Here is an 18,398-nt window from a genome sequence, read left to right on the forward strand (position 1 = left end):
GCATCACAAGGGGGAAGGGCGAACTCCAGGTGTCACGCAGAAGAAGCGCCGTGGTCACGGCGGGCACGAAACCCGCCGCGACCAGGCCTTTTACCGTTTCCTTAATACTTCACGGGAACTGGGGTCACGCCTTCGCCACGGCCAGCCGCAACGTCTGCACCTCGAAGGGGCGCAGCGCCACCGCGACCGCGTTCCCGTCCGTGTCCACCGTCGTCAGCGGACGCTCCAGGAGGTCGGTCACCTGGGCCCCCGCGAGCGGGAAGCCCGTACGCAGGGTGCCGGTGGCGCGGCCACCGCGGGACTCGTAGAGGCGTACGACGACATCGCCCGAGGCGTCGTCGGCGAGCTTGACCGCCTCGATGGTCACGCCCTCCCCGTCGACGGAGACGACGGGCTCGGCCGGACCGGCCGAATCCGCCACCCGCAGCGGCAGGTTGAGCGCGTAGCCCTCCGCGATCGCGTCCTCGATGCTCGCCCCCGGCAGCAGCGCATAGGTGAAGCGGTGCTTGCCCTGGTCGGCCTCGGGGTCCGGCACCCGCGGGGCGCGCACCAGCGACAGCCGGACGGTCGTCGTCGTGCCGCCGTCCTCGCGGACCGTGCGGGAGACGTCGTGGCCGTAGGTCGAGTCGTTGATGACCGCGACGCCGTAGCCGGGCTCGGCGATGTGCACCCAGCGGTGGCCGTAGACCTCGAAACGGGCCGACTCCCAGCTGGTGTTCGTGTGCGTGGGCCGCTGGACATGCCCGAACTGGATCTCCGCGGAGGAGTGCGGGGCCCGAATGTCGACCGGGAAGGCCGCCTTGAGGATCTTCTCCGCCTCGTGCCAGTCGATCTCGGTCTCGACGTCGATCCGGCGGCTGCCCGCCCGCACGGTGATCGTCTGCACGATCCGGGAGCCCTTGCCGAAGGCGCGCTCCACCTTCAGCGCGCCGAGCAGCGGGCCCTCCTCGACGACCGTGACGGACTCGGCGTCGAGCAGGTCGGTGTAGCGGTTCTTGTAGTGCTTGTCGATGTCCCAGGCGTCCCAGTAGTTCGGGAGGTCGCTGTGCAGACGGAGCAGGTTGCCCTTGTCGGCGAGAACCTCACGGCCGGCCGTCAGGTCCCGTACGGAGGCCAGCGTGCCGTCCTCGGCCAGCTCGACACGGACCAGTCCGTTGTCGAGGACGCGGCCTTCGACGGTCACCGGCCGCGGGGGCTCCGCCGCGTCGAGCAACGCGCTGCCGTTCGCGGGGACCTCGGCGTACATCGGGATGCCGACGGAGGTGCGGACCACCTCGGCGCGGTCGACCGGGCTGGTGTTGAACACCCGGGTCTGACCCGTGCCCAGCGCGGCCACGGCCTCGGCCGTGATCGCCTCGACCTCCTTCGCCACCCGCGCGTACTCCGCCTCGGCCTCCCGGTGCACCCAGGCGATGGACGAACCGGGCAGGATGTCGTGGAACTGGTGGAGCAGGACCGTCTTCCACAGGCGGTCGAGCTTCTCGTACGGGTAGGAGTAGCCCGGCGCGTTCAGCGCTGCGGTGGTCGCCCACAACTCGGCCTCACGCATGCGGTGTTCGCTGCGCCGGTTCCCCTGCTTGGTACGGGCCTGCGAGGTGTAGGTGGCGCGGTGCAGCTCCAGGTACAGCTCACCCGACCAGACCTGGTCCTTGGGAATCTCCTCACGGGCGGTGGCGAAGAAGGCGTCCGGGTGCTCGACACGGACCTTCGCCGAACCCTCCAGGTCCGCCAGTCGGCGGGCGCGCTCCATCATCTCGCGGGTGGGGCCACCACCGCCGTCACCGTGGCCGAAGGGCGCCAGCGAGGTCGTACCGCGGCCCTTGTCCTGGAAGTTGCGGACGGCGTGCGCCATCTCCTTGCCGGAGAACTCGACGTTGTAGGTGTCGACGGGCGGGAAGTGCGTGAAGATGCGGGTGCCGTCAAGGCCCTCCCACCAGAAGCTGTGGTGGGGCAGCTTGTTGGTCTGGTTCCAGGACAGCTTCTGGGTCAGGAACCAGTCGTTGCCGGCGAGCTTGGCGAGCTGCGGGTACGCCGCGTTGTAGCCGAAGGAGTCCGGCAGCCAGACGCCCTTGGTCTCGATGCCGAAGTGCTCGATGAAGAACCGCTTGCCGTGGATGAGCTGGCGGGCCAGCGCCTCGCCGCCGGGCAGGTTGCCGTCGGCCTCCACCCACATGCCGCCGACCGGCGCCCAGTTCCCGTCGGCGACGGCCTTCTTGATGCGCTCCCAGACGTGCGGGTAGTTGTCGCGCACCCACTCGTACTGCTGGGCCTGCGAGCAGGCGAAGACCAGCTCCTCGTACTCCTCGGCGAGCGCGGTGACGTTCGAGAAGGTACGGGAGGTCTTGCGCTTGGTCTCGCGGATCGGCCACAGCCACGCGGAGTCGATGTGCGCGTGGCCGGCGGCGGAGAGGGTGTGGGCGCTGGCGTGCGCGGGCTTGGCCAGGGTGGGGGCCAGCACCGCGCGGGCGGCGGCGGCCGTCCCCGAGATGTCGTCCAGGTCGAGAGCGTCCATCGCCTGGTCCAGCGCGATCATGATCTCGTGGCGGCGCGGGTCGAGCTCGCCCAGCTCCAGCATCAGCTCGCGCAGCACCTGGATGTCGAGGTCGAGGTGCCAGACGTTCTCGTCGAGGACGGCGATGTCGGCGCGCTTGAACGTGTAGAGCGGCTTGTCGCCGGCGGTGAGGCGGTCACCGAGCGGGGTCGGGGCCGCGAAGTCGTTGGCGAGGATGTCGGGGTTCGAGGCCGCCTCGACCAGGTAGTGGATCTCCTCGCCGCCCGTGGCCGGGTTGGCGATCGGCACGTACTGGTTCTGCGGGTTGACCGCCTTCAGCGGCACCCCGTCCGGGAGGTGCACGAGCGCCTCGGCCTGATTGCCGGGCCAGTCGCCCACGAAGCCGAGGTCGAAGACGGCCTCGACCCGCTTGCCCGCCCAGTCCGCGGGGACCGATCCGCGCATCCGGAACCAGGTGGTGCCCCACGGCGGACCCCAGGGGGTGTCCATCACGAAGGGCTTGTAGGGCGCCGCGGCGGCCTCCTCGAAGGGGACCGGCTCACCGGGCGCCTGCCAGGCCTCGACCTCGAAAGGCACCGAGGTGGCGTGGATCGCGGGCTTGATGCGCTGGTCGTGGACGCGTGCGACGCGCTCCTCGATCCGGCGGCGTTCGTCGTGCATGTGAGGTCTCCTGGAGCCAAGAAGGTGGAAAGCGCTTACTTAAGGTACGCCAGGCCGGGATGGACCGACGTGTACCCCTCGACCAGACGACGGGCCACGTTCACGGAGTCGACGAGCGGGTGCAGGGCGAAGGCCTTGACGGCGGTCGTGCGCGAGCCGGACTCTGCGGCGGACAGGACCTCGCGTTCCACCGCCTTGACCGCGCAGACCAGTCCACTGGCGTGGTCGGGCAGCGGGTCGACGGCGACCGGGTGGGCGCCGTTGGCGTCGACGAGGCAGGGCACCTCGATGACGGCCTCCGTGTCGAGCACGCCCAGGGTGCCGCGGTTGCGGACGTTGAGGATGAGCGTGGTGCGCTCGTCGCGGGCGATGGCCCGCATCAGGGCGAGCGCCACCTTCTCGTAGCCGCCGGACAGGTCGTCGGCGTCGCGCTCGCCCGCGCCCGCCGCGTCCCGGTTCTCCGCCATGTAGGTGGCCTCACGCTCGGCCCGCGTACGGTCCCAGGCGGTCAGCGCGGCGGTGTCCGGGCGCTTCATCTCGGCGTAGAACTGCTCCTGCTGGTCGCGCAGGAACGCGCCGCGCGTCTTCTCCGCCTGCTGGTAGGCCCGGACGGCCTCCCGGTTGAAGTAGTAGTAGTGCAGGTACTCGTTCGGAACAGCGCCCAGGGACTGCAGCCAGTCGACGCCGAAGAGCTTGCCCTCCTCGAAGGAGCCGAGCAGTTCGGGGTCGGCGAGCAGCCGCGGCAGTTCGTCGCGGCCCTGGACGCGCAGCCCGCGCACCCACCCGAGGTGGTTGAGGCCGACGTAGTCGATCCAGGCCTCGCGGGGGTCGGCGCCCAGCACGGTGGCGATCCGGCGGCCGAGGCCGACCGGCGAGTCGCAGATGCCGATCACCCGGTCGCCGAGGTGGCGGGACATGGCCTCGGTGACCAGTCCGGCCGGGTTGGTGAAGTTGATGACCCAGGCGTCGGGGGCCAGCCGGGCCACCCGCTGGGCGATGTCCACGGCCACCGGGACCGTGCGCAGTCCGTACGCGATGCCGCCGGCGCCGACCGTCTCCTGGCCGAGGACGCCCTCGGCGAGCGCCACCCGCTCGTCGTCGGCCCGTCCCTCCAGGCCGCCGACGCGGATCGCGGAGAAGATGAAGTCGGCGCCGCGCAGGGCGTCGTCGAGGTCGGTGGTGAAGGACACCTCGGGGGCGTCCGGCAGGTCCTTCGCCTGCTCCGTCAGCACCCGGGCGACGGCCGTCAGCCGGCCGGCGTCCACGTCGTGCAGCACGACATGGGTGACGCGGCCCTCGGCGCGGTCCCCGAGGAGCGCCCCGTACACGAGCGGCACCCGGAACCCGCCGCCACCCAGAATCGTCAGCTTCACGCCGTTTCCGCCTTTCCTGTCACGACCACTTGCACGCCCGCTTCCTCCAACGACGACCGCGTCGCCGGGTCCAGCGGACCGTTCGTCACCACCACGTCCAGCTCCTCGGGTCCGCAGACCCGCGCCATCCCCGTACCCGGGAACTTCGCGCGGTCGGCGAGCAGGACGACCTTGTCGCCCGCCTTGATCATCGCCCGCTTGACCGGCACCTCGACGACGGTGGTGTCCATCACCTGCCCGCCGGGCCGCACCCCGCTGGTACCGAGGAACAGCCAGTCGGCATGCAGTTGTCGCAGGTTGTCCTCGGTGAGGAAGCCGACCAGGGAGCGGTACTCGCGGCGGACCATCCCGCCGAGCAGCACCAGCTCTATGCCCTCGTCGTCCACCAGCTCCTCGTAGACCACCAGGTTGCTGGTGATCACGGTGATCCGGCGGCCGTGCAGCTGCCGGGCCAGCCGGTAGGCGGTGGTGCCGATGTCCAGCAGGACGGACTGGCCGTCCTGGACCATCGAGGCGGCGCGCGCCGCGATGGCGTCCTTCTCGAGCACGCGGACCTCGGCGACCTCGGCGAAGGGCTGGTCGCCCTCCTCCACGACCGCCCCGCCGTGCACCCGCGTGAGCAGGCCTTCCTCCTCCAGTTTCAGCAGGTCACGGCGGACCGTGGCGGGGCTCACACCCAGCTGTTCGGAGAGATCGGTCACGGCTGCGGGCCCGCCGGAGCGCAGGGCCCGCAGGATGAGTTGATGTCGTCGCTCTGCCAGCACCCTGTGAACAGTACTCGTCATTCCCAATCATTTCCATGCTCAGCTCTGCTCAACTCTTGCCAAATTCGTTGGATGCGCGCACGATCCTGTGCACCGCTTGCAGAGTTTTGACGAGAGGATGTGCTCGTGGGTGACGAACGGCCCGATGTACTGCTGACCGGGCTGCTCTTCTACGACCTCGTCCTCACCGGCCTGGGGAAGCCTCCGACGGCCGGTGAGGAGATCTGGACCGAGGGCATGGGCGTGAGCCCCGGCGGCATCGCCAACCTGGCGGTCGCGGCCTCGCGCTTCGGCCTGCGCACCTCCCTGGCCACGGTCTTCGGCGACGACCACTACGGCGCGTACTGCCGTGAGGTCCTCGCCGACCAGGAGCGCATCGACCTCTCCCTGTCCCGCACCGCGGACGGCTGGCACACTCCTGTCACCGTCTCGCTGGCCCACGGCAACGACCGGGCGCTGGTCACCCACGGCCAGGAACCGCCGTACTCGCAGGACGAGCTGATGGGCGACCCGCCCGAGGCGCGCACGGCGCTGGTGCACATCGAGGCCGAACCCCGTGCCTGGCTCGCCAAGGCCGCCGCGGCCGGCACCCAGATCTACGCGGACGTCGGCTGGGACCCCACACAACGGTGGTCCCGGGACCTCCTCGACCAGCTTTCCCTGTGCCACGCCTTCCTCCCGAACGAGGGCGAGGCGATGGCGTACACGCGCACCGAGAGCGCGGTCGCGGCCCTGGGCTCGCTGACCGAGCTGGTGCCGGTCGCCGTGATCACCCGGGGCGGCGACGGAGCGGTCGCGGTGGACCAGACGACGGGCGAGTACGCGGAGGTCCCCGCCCTCCCCGTCGACGTCCTCGACGCGACGGGCGCCGGAGACGTCTTCGGCGCGAGCTTCGTCGCGGCCTCGCTCGGCGGCTGGCCGCTGGAGGAACGGCTGCGCTTCGCGGTGCTGGCCGCGGGCCTGTCGGTCCAGAAGCACGGCGGTGCCCTTGCCGCGCCCGGCTGGTACGGCGTCCACCGCTGGTGGCAGTCGCTCGAGGACCGTGAACTGCGGCGTGCGTACGGCTTCCTGGCCGACCGCATCCCGGCGGACCCGGGCCCGCCCGTCCACCCCGCCCCCGTGACCCCGCCCGACGCCAGTCGCCGGCCGGGCACACCCCGATGACCCCACGAAACACCCCTTGCACCCCACGTAACACCTCTTTCATGACCCCACGTAACACCCCTCGTACGCGAAGACCGAAAAGATCCGAAAGGCGGTGGGAGCAGTGCGGCTCTCACGAAGGGGCCTGCTGCGCGCTGGCCTGGCCGGTACGGCTGCCACGGCGCTGGGCGGCCTGGCGACCGGCTGCGGCGTTCCGACCGGCTCGACCGGGCGGAACATGGTCCTGTGGTACTGGAGCGGCGGGCTGAGCCCGAAGGTCGTCCAGGACGCCAAGACCCGCTACGACAGCGCGGTGAACCTGCAGGCCATCCAGATCGGCGGCTACTACCGCTCGAAGCTGCTGACCACGATGACCGGACGGGCCCACATCCCGGACATCGCCGGGCTCAAGGGCGAGGACATGGCCTCGTATCTGCCCAACTCCGACCAGTTCGTGGACCTGCGCACACTCGGCGCCGACAAACTGAAGGACCAGTACCTGCCCTGGAAGTGGGAACAGGGCATCGCCGAGGACGGCTCGATGGTGGGCTTCCCCATCGACTGCGGTCCGGTCGCGCACTACTACCAGCCCGCCGTCTTCGAGAAGGCCGGACTGGCCTACGAGCCGGAGGACGTGTCCAAGGAGCTGGCCACCTGGGACCAGTTCTTCGCGGCCGGCGAGCAGCTGAAGAAGCGCCTCCCCGGCACGTTCATCCTGACCGACGCCCTCAGCGTCTTCGGCATCTCGGTCAACCAGACGACGAAGCGGTTCGTCGACAAGGACCGGCACTTCATCGGTGACCAGGAGCATGTGCGCACCGCCTGGGACCGTTCTGTCGAGGCCACCCGTCGCGGACTGGTCTCGAAGATCATCAACGGTACGGCCGACAACACCTCGGCCACCGAGCGGGGTCTGCTGCCCAGCCAGCTGAACGCCTCCTGGGCGGCCGGTGACATCAAGCTCAACGTACCGAAGACCAAGGGCAAGTGGCGGGTGGCCGCCTGTCCGGGCGGGCCCTCGAACATCGGCGGTTCGTTCCTGGCGATCACCAAGGCGTGCCGGGAGCCGGAGAAGGCCTTCGAGATGATCACCTGGATGCTCGACGCGGGCAACCAGGCGCAGGGCTTCGTCGACTCGGTGCTCTTCCCGTCCACCCCGGCGTCGTACGACATGAAGAAGCTGCGTCAGCCCGACGAGTTCTTCGGCGACCAGATCACCATGGACGTCTTCGGTCCGGCGGCGCAGAACATCCCGGTCGCCTTCAACAGCCCGTACGACATCGCGCTGAGTACCCCGATCAACGACGAGCTGCGGAACTTCTCCGTCCTCGGCAAGGACCCGGACAAGGCCTGGAGGGACGCCATGAGCAAGTGCCGGCGCATCGCGGACCACCTGGGGGTGAGTTACTGATGGCTACCGCACCCGTGGTCGACACGCCCCCCGCGGCCCTCGCCGAGACCCCCGTGACCCACCCCAAGAAGGGCATAAGCAGCTACTGGCGGCTGTACGCCGCGATCTCCCCCTTCTATCTGCTCTTCCTCGCCTTCGGTCTGATCCCCGTCGGCTTCTCGCTCTATCTGTCGTTCCACCGCTGGGACGGCCTCGGCTCGATGGAGTTCGCGGGACTCTCCCAGTACCGCTATCTGCTGTCGGACACCCAGTTCTGGACCTCGATCGGGAACACGCTCATCATCTGGGCGCTGGCCACCTTCCCGATGATCTTCCTGGCGATGGTCACGGCCGTGATGCTCAACTCGGCCGTCCGCTTCAAGAACATCTACCGCTTCGCCTACTTCCTGCCGAACGTCACCTCGATCGTCGCGGTCGCGATCATCTTCGGCTCGGTCTTCTCCACCAACTTCGGCCTGGCGAACGCCTTCCTTCAGGCGATCGGCCTGGACCAGGTGGCCTGGCTGAACACACCGTGGGGCATCAAGGTCGCCATCGCCGTCCTGATGACCTGGCAGTGGACCGGCTACAACGCGATCATCTTCCTCGCCGGCCTGCAGACGATTCCCGGCGAGCTGTACGAGGCGGCGCGCATGGACGGCGCCGGACCCATCCAGACCTTCTTCCGGATCACCCTGCCGATGATGCGGCCGGTGCTGCTGTTCGTGCTCATCATCTCGACCGTCACGGGCCTGCAGACCTTCTCCGAACCACAGGTGCTGCTGCAGACCACGGACAACAACTCGTCGTTCGCGGGCGGTCCCGGCCACTCCGGCCAGACCATGGTCCTCTACTTCTTCCAGCAGACCTTCGACAACAACGACTTCGGCTACGGCGCCGCGGTGGCCTGGGGCATCTTCCTCGTCGTCATCATCTTCTCGATCATCAACTGGCGGCTGGTGCAGCGCCGGGGCGAAGACTAGGAGGCCCCACCATGGCAATTCTCAAGGATTCACCGGCCTCCACGAAGCAGGCGCGGCGCAGGTCGTCCATCAAGGGGACACAGCGCCGGGGCATCGCCCTCCACGTCACCCTGATCCTCGGTCTGCTGCTCTCGGTCTTCCCGTTCTACTGGGCCGTGATCATGTCGACGCACTCGTCGACCGAGATCTTCTCCTACCCGCCGAAGCTGCTGCCCGGCTCGCACTTCTTCGAGAACGTCCGGAATCTCTTCGACAACGTCGACTTCTTCGGGTCGATGTTCAACTCGCTGCTGGTCGCGTGCTCGGTGACCTTCCTGGTCCTGTTCTTCGACTCGCTGGCCGCGTTCGTGTTCGCCAAGTTCGAGTTCCCGGGCCGCCGGTTGCTGTTCGCGCTGATGATGGGGATCTTCATGGTCCCGGGCCAGCTCCAGGCGATCCCGCAGTTCGTGATCATGGCGAAGCTGGGCTGGATCGGCTCGATGACCGCGCTGATCGTTCCGGCGGCGGCCAACGCGTTCGGCATCTTCTGGATGCGCCAGTACATGAAGACCGCGATCCACGACGAGCTGATCGACGCCTCGAAGCTCGACGGAGCCGGCTTCCTGCGCCAGTACTGGCACGTGGCGCTCCCGGTGGTCAGGCCGGGCCTCGCCTTCCTCGGCATCTTCACCTTCATGGGCCAGTGGAACGACTACGCCTGGCCGCTGATCGCCCTCACCAACCCGCACAACGTGACCCTCCAGGTCGCGCTCTCCCAGCTGAACGGTGTCCACGGCACCACCGACTACGGAATGGTCATGACCGGCGCACTTCTCGCCCTCATACCGCTGCTGATCGTCTTCGCGATCGGCGCCAAGCAGATCATCGGGGACCTCGGCAAGGGGGCCATCCGCTGATGACGGACCCCCTGCTCGCGCTCCGCCCCTGGGAGTCACCTGAGGTGACCTCCTGGGGGCGGTTGCCCATGAACGCCGTCGACCGCCGGTCCGGTGCCCTCTCGCTGGACGGCTCCTGGCGCTTCCAGTTGCTGCCCACGCCCACCTCGGCCCCCGGTCTCGCCTGGTCCTCGCTCCAGGTACCCGGCTCCTGGACCACCCAGGACACCGACGACCTGCCGCAGTACACCAACTTCACGATGCCTTGGGGCGAGTTCCCACCCACCTCCCCCGCGGCGAATCCGACGGGCGTGTACGAGCGTGAGGTCGACGTCCCCGCCGAGTGGGCCGGGCGCCGGATCGTGCTCCAGGTCGGCGCCGCCGAGAGCGTGCTGCTGGTCCATGTGGACGGCCGGCCGGTCGGCGTGTCCAAGGACTCGCACCTCGCGGCCGAGTTCGACCTCTCCGACGTCGTACGTCCCGGAGAGCGCGCCTCGCTACGGCTCACCGTCGTCAAGTGGTCGGACGCCTCGCACCTCGAGGACCAGGACCAGTGGTGGCACGCCGGAATCACCCGCTCGGTGCTGCTGTACGCGACCGATCCGCTGCGGCTCGCCGACGTGGGCGTGCACACACGGTGCGACGGCGGGCTGCGGATCGACTGCCAGGTGCGGGACGCCGGGGGCGCGCTGCCGGAGGGCTGGTACGTCACCGGGGAACTGGACGGCCACCTGCTCACCCAGGACGCCGAGTTCGAGCGGTTCAAGGAGGAGGACGAGCGGGTCTCCGACTTCCTCGGCGAGGCCCGCCTCACCACGGTCGTCGAGGGCGTCCGTACCTGGACCGCCGAGACGCCCGAGCTGTACGACCTGACCGTACGGCTGCACCGCGGCGACGGCTCGGTCGCCGACACCTCGCACCACCGCGTCGGCTTCCGCGAGGTGGAGATCCGCGGCCGGGACCTGCTCCTCAACGGCGAGAGGGTCTACATCCGGGGCGTCAACCGGCACGACTTCCACCCGTTGACGGGCCGGACGGTGTCGTACGACGACATGCGCGCGGATCTGGTGGCGCTGAAGCGCTTCGGCTTCAACGCGATCCGTGCCGCCCACTATCCCAATGACCCCTCCCTGCTCGACCTCGCCGACGAGCTCGGCTTCTACGTCGTGGACGAGGCGAACATCGAGTCGCACGACCACGCGCACGAGATCGCCGACGACCCGCGCTACCTCGGCGCCTTCGTGGACCGCGTCTCCCGTATGGTCCTGCGCGACAAGAACCACCCCTCGGTGATCATCTGGTCGCTGGGCAACGAGTCCGACTACGGCGCCAACCACGACGCCGCCGCGGGCTGGGTGCGCCGTCACGACCCGAGCCGGCCGCTCCAGTACGAGGGCGCGGCCAAGCTCGGCTGGGCCGACCCGAAGGTCGCCTCCGACATCGCCTGCCCCATGTACGCGCCCCTTGAGGACTGTGTCGCGCACGCCCTCTCCGGGGAGCAGACCAAGCCGCTCATCCAGTGCGAGTACTCGCACGCCATGGGCAACAGCAACGGCACGCTGGCCGACCACTGGGCAGCCATCGAGTCAACCCCGGGACTTCAGGGCGGTTTCATCTGGGAGTTCTGGGACCACGGCATCCTTCAACGCGTGAACGACGGAAGACCGGCCGGGCGCGGTGGCGCCGGGCTGTATGACAACGGTGTCACCGCGCCGGGCCACCGCTGGGCCTACGGCGGTGACTTCGGCGAGACGATCCACGATGGCGCCTTCATCGCCGACGGGGTCGTCTTCCCCGACCGCACGCCCAAGCCGGTGATGTACGAGCACCGGGAGATCGCGGCGCCGGTGCGCTTCACGTATGTCGGGGGCGAGCTGCGGCTCACCAACCACCAGCACTTCCGGGGCCTGGAGTGGCTGACCGCCGAATGGGAGCTGTCGCTCGCGGACGGCGGCACGCTGACGGCTCCGGCCGAACTGCCCGACATGACAGCGGGCGAATCCGTGGCCGTGCCGATGCCGTTCACGCTGCCGCAGGACGGCGGCGAGGCCTGGCTGACGCTGCGGGTGACCACGGCGGACGAGGAGGCATGGGCGCCGCGCGGCGCGGAGGTGTGTGTGCCGCAGGTGCGGCTCAGGGCGGCCACCCCCATGGTCCCCGTCGCGCTGCCGGACTCCCCCGTCGAGGTCGACGAGGACGGGCTGCTCGTCCATCCGCTGCTCACCGCGGCCCCCGTGCTGTCGCTGTGGCGGACGCCGACCGACAACGACGAGATCGGCGGCATGGCGGCGCGCTGGCGGGCCTGGGGGCTCGACGCGCTGGAGCGCAAGCTCGTGGACGTACACCGTGAGAGCGAGCGGAGCGAGATGGGGGTCCCCCCGGCCGGAGGCTGGGGGAGGGTCACCGTGGTCGCCGAGTACGCGACCCTCGCCGGCCCCGTACGCCACGAGCAGGTGTTCACCCGTGTCGAGGGCGGCGTGCGGATCGAGGAGACGGCACAGCTGCCGGTCGCGCTCGACGACGTACCGCGGGTGGGCTCGGTCTTCGAGACGGTCGCCGGGCTCGATGTCCTGGAGTGGTACGGGCAGGGCCCCTGGGAGTCCTACCCGGACCGCAGCGCGGGCGCGCCGGTGGGCCACCACTCCCTTCCCGTGGACGAGTTGTTCACCCCCTATCTGCGTCCGCAGGAGAGCGGCGGGCGGCACGGTGTACGCCGCTTCACGCTCTCGGCGCCGGACGCCACGGGCCTCGCGGTCGCGCTCGACGAACCGCGCCAGGTCAGCGTGACCCGCTACCGGGCCGGGGACCTGGCGGCCGCCGCCCATCACGACGAGCTGGTGGCGCGGCCCGGCTGCGTGGTGCACCTCGACGCCGCGCACCGGGGGGTGGGTACGGCCTCGTGCGGGCCCGACACCTCGCCCGGCTATCTCGTCCCGGCCGGCACCCACCGCTGGTCCTGGACGCTGCGCGTGCTCTGACCCGCGCGCGGCCCCAACCGTCCCACCTGTCCCACCTGACTCGACGCTCGACCTGACTCGACCTCCTCACTGACCTTTGCGCACCTTCATGGAGCAGACGTGTGTACTTCGCATGACCAGGCGACGGAGGCCGAGCAGGCCGGCGCCGGAAGACGCAACTTCCTTCGGGCCACGGCTCTGATCGGCGCGGCGGCCACCACCACGGTGGCCCTGCCCGCGGTGACGGCGCAGGCGGCGGCGCGTGAGACGAACTGGCGGCCCGACGCCGACAGCCGTCGCTTCACGCTCGCCGTCATGCCCGACACGCAGTACCTCTTCGACGGACCGAGCATCAACCCCGCGCCGATCGAGGCCTCGCTGCGCTATCTCCTGGAGCACGGCAAGGACGAGAACATCGTCTTCCTCTCGCACCTGGGCGACCTCACGCAGAACGGCGCGCAGGCCGAATTCGAGGCGGCGGGCAAGGCGTTCGACCTGCTCGACCGGCGCGGCGTCGGCTACAGCGTGCTCGCGGGCAACCACGACATCAGGTCGTCCACGGACGACCAGCGGGGCGCGAGCCCGTACCTGGACGTCTTCGGCCCGCAGCGCTTCCAGAGCAAGCGCACCTTCGGCGGCGCCTCGCCGGACGGCTACAACACCTTCCACCTGTTCCGGGCGGCGGGCATCCAGTGGCTCGTCCTCGCGCTGGACTGGCGGCTGTCGGCGCGGGGCTACGCATGGGCGAAGGACGTCATCGCCCGGCACCCGAAGACGCCCGTCATCCTCACCACGCACGAGCTGGTCGTCGAGGACGACGCCCTGTCCTCGTACGGGCAGCAGCTCTGGGACCAGCTGATCCACGACCACGACCAGATCTTCCTGACCCTGAACGGGCACTACTGGCCCGCCGCCCGCGCCACCCGCACCAACGCGGCCGGCAACGACGTCCATCTGCACCTGACGAACTATCAGAACCGTTACTACGGCGGCGCGGCGATGATCCGCCTCTACCGCTTCGACCTCGACCGCGACACCATCGACGTCGAGACCGTCTCGCCGTGGATCCTGGGCCGGGCGGCCAAAGGACTCAACGAGCTGGAGCGGCAGGAGAGCGAACTCAGCGGCGACGCCGACCGGTTCTCGGTCGCCGTCGACTTCGAGAAGCGCTTCTCGGGCTTCGCTCCGGTGCCCGCCCGCGCGTCGCGGCCGGTGTCCGAGATGCTGGTGCGGGGCACGGTCGCGTACTGGCGCTTCGACGGGCACGCGGACGGTACGGTGGCCGAGGGCACGGTCCGTGACCGGTCCGGGCACGGCAACGACCTGACCGTGGTCAAGGTCGGCGACGGCGCACTCACTTGGTCGTCCGCCCACCACCCCGACCAGCCCGGCCACGGCAGCCTCGTCTTCCAGGGCGGCAAGCCCCCGCTGAAGGGCGCGTATCTGCGTACGGTCGACGGCGCTCCCCTCAACTCCGCGACGTTCAAACGCGGATACACCATCGAGGCCTTCTACCAGGTCCCCGCCGACTGGGACGCCTCGCACCACGCGTGGGCCTCGCTGATCAGCCGTACCGGTACGGGCGGTGGCGCGGGCAAGACCGCCGACGACCCGGACGAGCCGCTCGCCACGCTCTCCCTCTCCGACGGACCCGGCCCGCAGTGGGCCGTCCGACCGCTCAACCAGCAGGGCATCGTCACCAACTGGGGCGACGAGACGGCCCGCGAGCAGTGGTGGCACGTCGCCGTCGTCAACGACGGCTCGCACACCACGATGTACGTCCAGGGCTGCCCGGTCGCCCGCAATCCGCACACCGTCGCGGTCGGCCTCACCTCGCTCGGGCTGCCCTGGCTGCTCGGCGGCTACGAGTACGCGGGCAGGATCGACCAGATCCTGCACGGACGGCTCGGCGACGTGCGCGTCGTCGAACGGGCGCTGTCCGTCTCGCAGTTCATGAACCACTGAGCCGTCCCGGCCACCGGTGACCCCCAGACCTTCCGACTCCCCGAGGGAGAACTTCCGCATGTCCGAGCAGCAACTGCCCGACTGGGCCGATCCGTCCGTCTCCCCCGCCGCGCTGGACCCGCAGGGCGTGTCACGGCGTGGGCTGCTGCGCAGTGCCGGTCTGTTCGGGGCGGCCTTCGCGGTGGGCTCCCTCGCCACGCCCGCGACGGCCGACTCCCGGCGCCTCGGCGGCGACGACCCGCGCCTCGCCTATCTCGTCGGCGACCACCACATCCACTCCGTGTACAGCCACGACGCGAAGTACACGTTCTCCCAACTGGCCCAGGCGAGCGCCAAGTACGGCCTGGACTGGATGGTCTTCAACGAGCACTCCAACTTCGGGCACGCGAACTACGGCGCCCAGCTGGAGCACCAGGAGATCCTGAAGGCGCGCGCCGAGAACCCGCGCCAGCTGATCTTCCAGGGTCTGGAGTGGTACATCCCGGGCGCCGAGCACGCCACGGTCTTCGCGGCGCCCGGCCGCCACGAGGTGGATCTGCTCACGAAGTTCGAACTCGCCTACGACGGCAAGCTGTTGGGCTACACGGCGGGCTCCCCGACCAGCCCCGACACGGCCCGCAACGAGGCCCACGCGGTGAAGGCCATCAAGTGGCTCGCGGAGCAGCGCCGCACCGGTTACGTCGACGACGTGCTCGTCCTCGCCAACCACCCCACGCGCCTGGGCATCGACTCCCCCCACGAGATGCGCAACTGGCGGGACGCGGCGCCCGAGATCGTGATCGGCATGGAGGGCGCGCCCGGCGCCCAGGGCGGCGGCATCCCCGGCTGGGTCGGCTCGGGCCAGCAGCGCGGCGAGTACACCAACAAGCCGTCCGAGAACTCCTTCGCCGGGTACCCGGAGAACGCGTACGTCCTGTACGGCGGCTTCGACTGGATGACGGCGACCGTCGGCGGCATGTGGGACGCGATGCTCGCCGAGGGCAGGCTGTTCACCATCACCACCAACTCCGATGTGCACCGCGTCGTCTTCGACACCTGGAAGAACGGCGACTGGGCACCCGGGCAGAACTTCGACAACACCGGGCACATCCCCGACCCGGTGAACACCGACTCCCAGCAGCCGGGCGGCGACTTCTGGCCCGGCCAGTTCAGCCGCACCCATGTGGGCGTGACCCTCCCCCACTACCTAAACAGTGTGGGAGGTGCCCCCATCGGCTACCGCGCCGTGATGGCGGGCCTGCGGGCAGGCCGCGTCTGGCTCGACCACGGACATCTGCTCGACGGGCTCGACGTCCGCGTGAAGCGGGACTGCGACCACGGCCCGGGTGTCACCATGGGCGGCCGGATCCGCGTCCGCAAGGGCGAGAAGCTCACCCTGTCGGTCACCGTGACGACCGCCTCGCGCGCCAACCCCCACGGAATCCTGCCGGAGTTGGCGCACGTCGACGTGATCCGTGGCGCGGTGCGCGGATCTGCCGCCGACCGCGACGACTGGCGCGCGCCCGACACCAAGGTCGTCCGCACGGTGGACGTGAGCGGCCGCAAGGGCACGTACACCCTGCGCATCCCGCTGGTCGCCGGTGACGAGTCCTTCTACGTCCGGCTGCGCGGCAGCGACGGCAACCGCAACGGCACGGGCTACCTGGGTGCCTCGATCGACCCGCACGGCCCGATTCCGCACGTGCCCGGAAACGGTGACCCGTGGGTCGACACGTGGTTCTACGCGAACCCCGTGTTCGTCGATGTGGTGGGCGGCCGGTAAGGGCCGGCGGAAGGTCTGTCCGGCATGAACCGTCAGGCGTAGAAGCGCGACAGGCTCTGGAGGACGGCGGCGGGCTTCCCGCCGCCGTCGATCTCCACCGTCCCGTCGACGGCGATCTGCACCCCGCCCGGCACGTCCTCGACCGAGGCGAGCCGCGCGACCAGCCGGATGCGCGAGCCGACCTTCACCGGGGCCGGGAAACGCACCTTGTTCAGACCGTAGTTGACCTTCGTCGACACGCCCTCGACCTCCAGCAGCTCGGTGAAGAGCGGGATGAAGAGGGAGAGGGTCAGATAGCCGTGCGCGACGGGCGCGCCGAAGGGGCCTTCGGCCGCCTTCTGAGGGTCGACGTGGATCCACTGGTGGTCGCCGGTGGCGTCGGCGAAGGTGTTGATCCGCTCCTGGGTGACCTCGATCCACTCGCTGGTGCCGAGGTCGCCGCCGGCGAGCTTCTTCAGTTCGTCGAGACCGTTCACGGTGATGCTCATGCGTACTTCCCTGCTCACGAGTGGGTGGTGCCGTACCGCGTACGGACACGGGCCTTGAGGAGCTTTCCGGAGGCGGTGCGCGGGAGTTCGTCCACGACGACCACCGACTTCGGGATCTTGTACTTGGCGAGGCGTCCGGCGAGCGAGGCGAGGACCTCGTCGGGGTCGAGCTCGACGCCCTCCCGGGGGACGACGACCGCGCGCGGCACCTCGCCCCACTTGTCGTCGGCGACGCCGATGACGGCGCACTCGACGATGCCGGGGTGGCCGAGGAGCAGGTCCTCGATCTCGGCGGGATAGATGTTCTCGCCGCCCGAGATGATCACGTCCTTGATGCGGTCGACGATGAAGACATAGCCGTCCTCGTCGACCCGGGCGGCGTCCCCGCTGCGGAACCAGCCGTCGGCGAACACGGCGGCCGTCTCGTCGGGCAGCCCCCAGTACCCGGGCATGACGTGCGGCCCGCGGACGATCACCTCGCCCCTCTCCCCGACGTCGACCGGCGTGAGGTCGGGGCGTACGACCCGTACATCGCTGAAGAAGTGCGGCACGCCCGCCGAGCCCGCCTTGCCGACCGCGTGCTCCGCGTCCAGGAAGAGGGTGCCGGGCGACGCCTCGGTCATGCCGTAGCCCTGGAGGAAGGTGAGCCCGCGCTGTTGATAGGCGGCGATGAGCGGGGTCGGTACGGGTGAGCCGCCGCAGGTGAGGATGCGCAGCGAGGACAGGTCGGCGCCGGCCCACCGGGCATGGCGGGCCACCTGGTCGAACATGGTCGGCACCCCGAACATGAAGGTGATCCGGTGCCGTTCGATCAGGTCGAGGGTGGCCGCCGCGTCGAAGGATTCGACCAAGACGCAGGTGCCGCCCTTGAGCAGCACCGGCAGGGTCAGCATGTTCAGCCCGGCCGTGTGGAACAACGGGGCCGAGACCAGGGCGCGTTCGTCGGCGGTCAGGTCGTGGTCGACGAGGACGTTGACCGCGTTCCAGGTCACGTTGGCGTGGGTGAGCACCGCGCCCTTGGGCCGGCCCGTCGTGCCCGAGGTGTACATGATGATGCACATGTCGTCGGCGGTGACGGGCTGGTCGATCGGCTCCTGGGCGGCCCCGTCGATCAACTCCTCGTACCAGGAGCCGACTTCGACGAACGTCCGGACGTGCGCGTTGCCCGGCAGCCCCGCCACGAGCCCGGCCGTCGACGGTGCGTACACGAGGGCCTTGGCGCCCGAGTCGCTGAGCTGGTAGGCGATCTCGGGTCCGGCGAGACGGGGGTTGAGCGGCACGAAGACCGCGCCGAGCGTGCCCGCCGCGAAGAGGGTTTCGAGGTAGGAGGGATGGTTGGGGCCGAGGTAGGCGATGCGGTCGCCACGGCGCAGGCCGAGCGCGCGCAGCGCGTGGGCGAGGCGGGTGGTGCGGGAGTACAGCTCGGCGTAGCTGACGCTGGTGTCGCGGTGGATCAGGGCGGTGCGGTGCGGGGTCTTGCGGGCCCGGCGTGCGGGCCACGACCCCAGTCCCTCGTTGCGCATCTG

At 69.8% G+C, this 18,398-nt stretch carries 12 protein-coding genes; 7 read left to right on the forward strand and 5 right to left on the reverse strand.

Annotated features, from left to right (window positions below):
* Window positions 1-124: 124 nt before the first annotated feature.
* Genes OG819_RS43265 through OG819_RS43275 form a run of 3 tightly spaced genes read right to left on the reverse strand, consistent with a single transcriptional unit; the run spans window position 125 to window position 5,309 of the window.
* Window positions 125-3,172, reverse strand: a complete 3,048-nt coding sequence (locus tag OG819_RS43265) for a glycoside hydrolase family 38 C-terminal domain-containing protein (protein ID WP_266654829.1) — start codon at window positions 3,170-3,172, stop codon at window positions 125-127.
* Between the two features lie 35 nt (window positions 3,173-3,207).
* Window positions 3,208-4,545, reverse strand: a complete 1,338-nt coding sequence (locus OG819_RS43270; RefSeq protein ID WP_266631268.1) for a 6-phospho-beta-glucosidase — start codon at window positions 4,543-4,545, stop codon at window positions 3,208-3,210.
* Entirely contained in the window at window positions 4,542-5,309 is a 768-nt protein-coding gene (locus OG819_RS43275) for a DeoR/GlpR family DNA-binding transcription regulator (protein ID WP_266431815.1), read from the reverse strand. The genes OG819_RS43270 and OG819_RS43275 overlap by 4 nt, the downstream gene beginning before the upstream one ends.
* 126 nt (window positions 5,310-5,435) lie before the next feature.
* Between OG819_RS43275 and OG819_RS43280 the strand changes: the two genes are divergently transcribed.
* From OG819_RS43280 to OG819_RS43310, 7 genes are all read left to right on the forward strand, one after another.
* On the forward strand, window positions 5,436-6,473 hold the full coding sequence (locus OG819_RS43280) for a carbohydrate kinase family protein (protein WP_266631266.1): 1,038 nt from the start codon (window positions 5,436-5,438) through the stop codon (window positions 6,471-6,473).
* A gap of 103 nt (window positions 6,474-6,576) precedes the next feature.
* Window positions 6,577-7,863, forward strand: coding sequence for an ABC transporter substrate-binding protein (locus OG819_RS43285; RefSeq protein WP_266427912.1), 1,287 nt, complete (start codon window positions 6,577-6,579; stop codon window positions 7,861-7,863).
* The gene (locus OG819_RS43290; protein WP_266631264.1) at window positions 7,863-8,825 is read left to right on the forward strand and encodes a carbohydrate ABC transporter permease; all 963 of its coding nucleotides are present in this window, start codon (window positions 7,863-7,865) and stop codon (window positions 8,823-8,825) included. The genes OG819_RS43285 and OG819_RS43290 overlap by 1 nt, the downstream gene beginning before the upstream one ends.
* 11 nt (window positions 8,826-8,836) lie before the next feature.
* Window positions 8,837-9,721, forward strand: coding sequence for a carbohydrate ABC transporter permease (locus tag OG819_RS43295; protein ID WP_266631262.1), 885 nt, complete (start codon window positions 8,837-8,839; stop codon window positions 9,719-9,721).
* Window positions 9,721-12,678, forward strand: coding sequence for a glycoside hydrolase family 2 TIM barrel-domain containing protein (locus OG819_RS43300; protein WP_266654831.1), 2,958 nt, complete (start codon window positions 9,721-9,723; stop codon window positions 12,676-12,678). Before OG819_RS43295 ends, OG819_RS43300 begins: the two co-directional genes overlap by 1 nt.
* 99 nt (window positions 12,679-12,777) lie before the next feature.
* Window positions 12,778-14,622: a LamG-like jellyroll fold domain-containing protein gene (locus OG819_RS43305; RefSeq protein WP_266654834.1), complete on the forward strand. Its 1,845-nt coding sequence runs from the start codon at window positions 12,778-12,780 to the stop codon at window positions 14,620-14,622.
* A 58-nt stretch (window positions 14,623-14,680) separates the two neighbouring features.
* On the forward strand, window positions 14,681-16,384 hold the full coding sequence (locus tag OG819_RS43310; protein WP_266654836.1) for a histidinol-phosphatase: 1,704 nt from the start codon (window positions 14,681-14,683) through the stop codon (window positions 16,382-16,384).
* Between the two features lie 32 nt (window positions 16,385-16,416).
* On the opposite strand, the gene OG819_RS43315 is transcribed toward OG819_RS43310, so the two are convergent.
* Window positions 16,417-16,872, reverse strand: coding sequence for a MaoC family dehydratase (locus OG819_RS43315; RefSeq protein WP_266654838.1), 456 nt, complete (start codon window positions 16,870-16,872; stop codon window positions 16,417-16,419).
* Between the two features lie 14 nt (window positions 16,873-16,886).
* Window positions 16,887-18,395 carry an o-succinylbenzoate--CoA ligase gene (gene menE, locus OG819_RS43320; RefSeq protein ID WP_266654840.1) on the reverse strand — a complete coding sequence of 503 codons (1,509 nt, stop codon included), beginning with the start codon at window positions 18,393-18,395 and terminating at the stop codon, window positions 16,887-16,889.
* Between the last annotated feature and the right edge of the window lie 3 nt (window positions 18,396-18,398).

It is taken from the genome of Streptomyces sp. NBC_01549 (assembly GCF_026339955.1).
GTDB lineage: Bacteria > Actinomycetota > Actinomycetes > Streptomycetales > Streptomycetaceae > Streptomyces.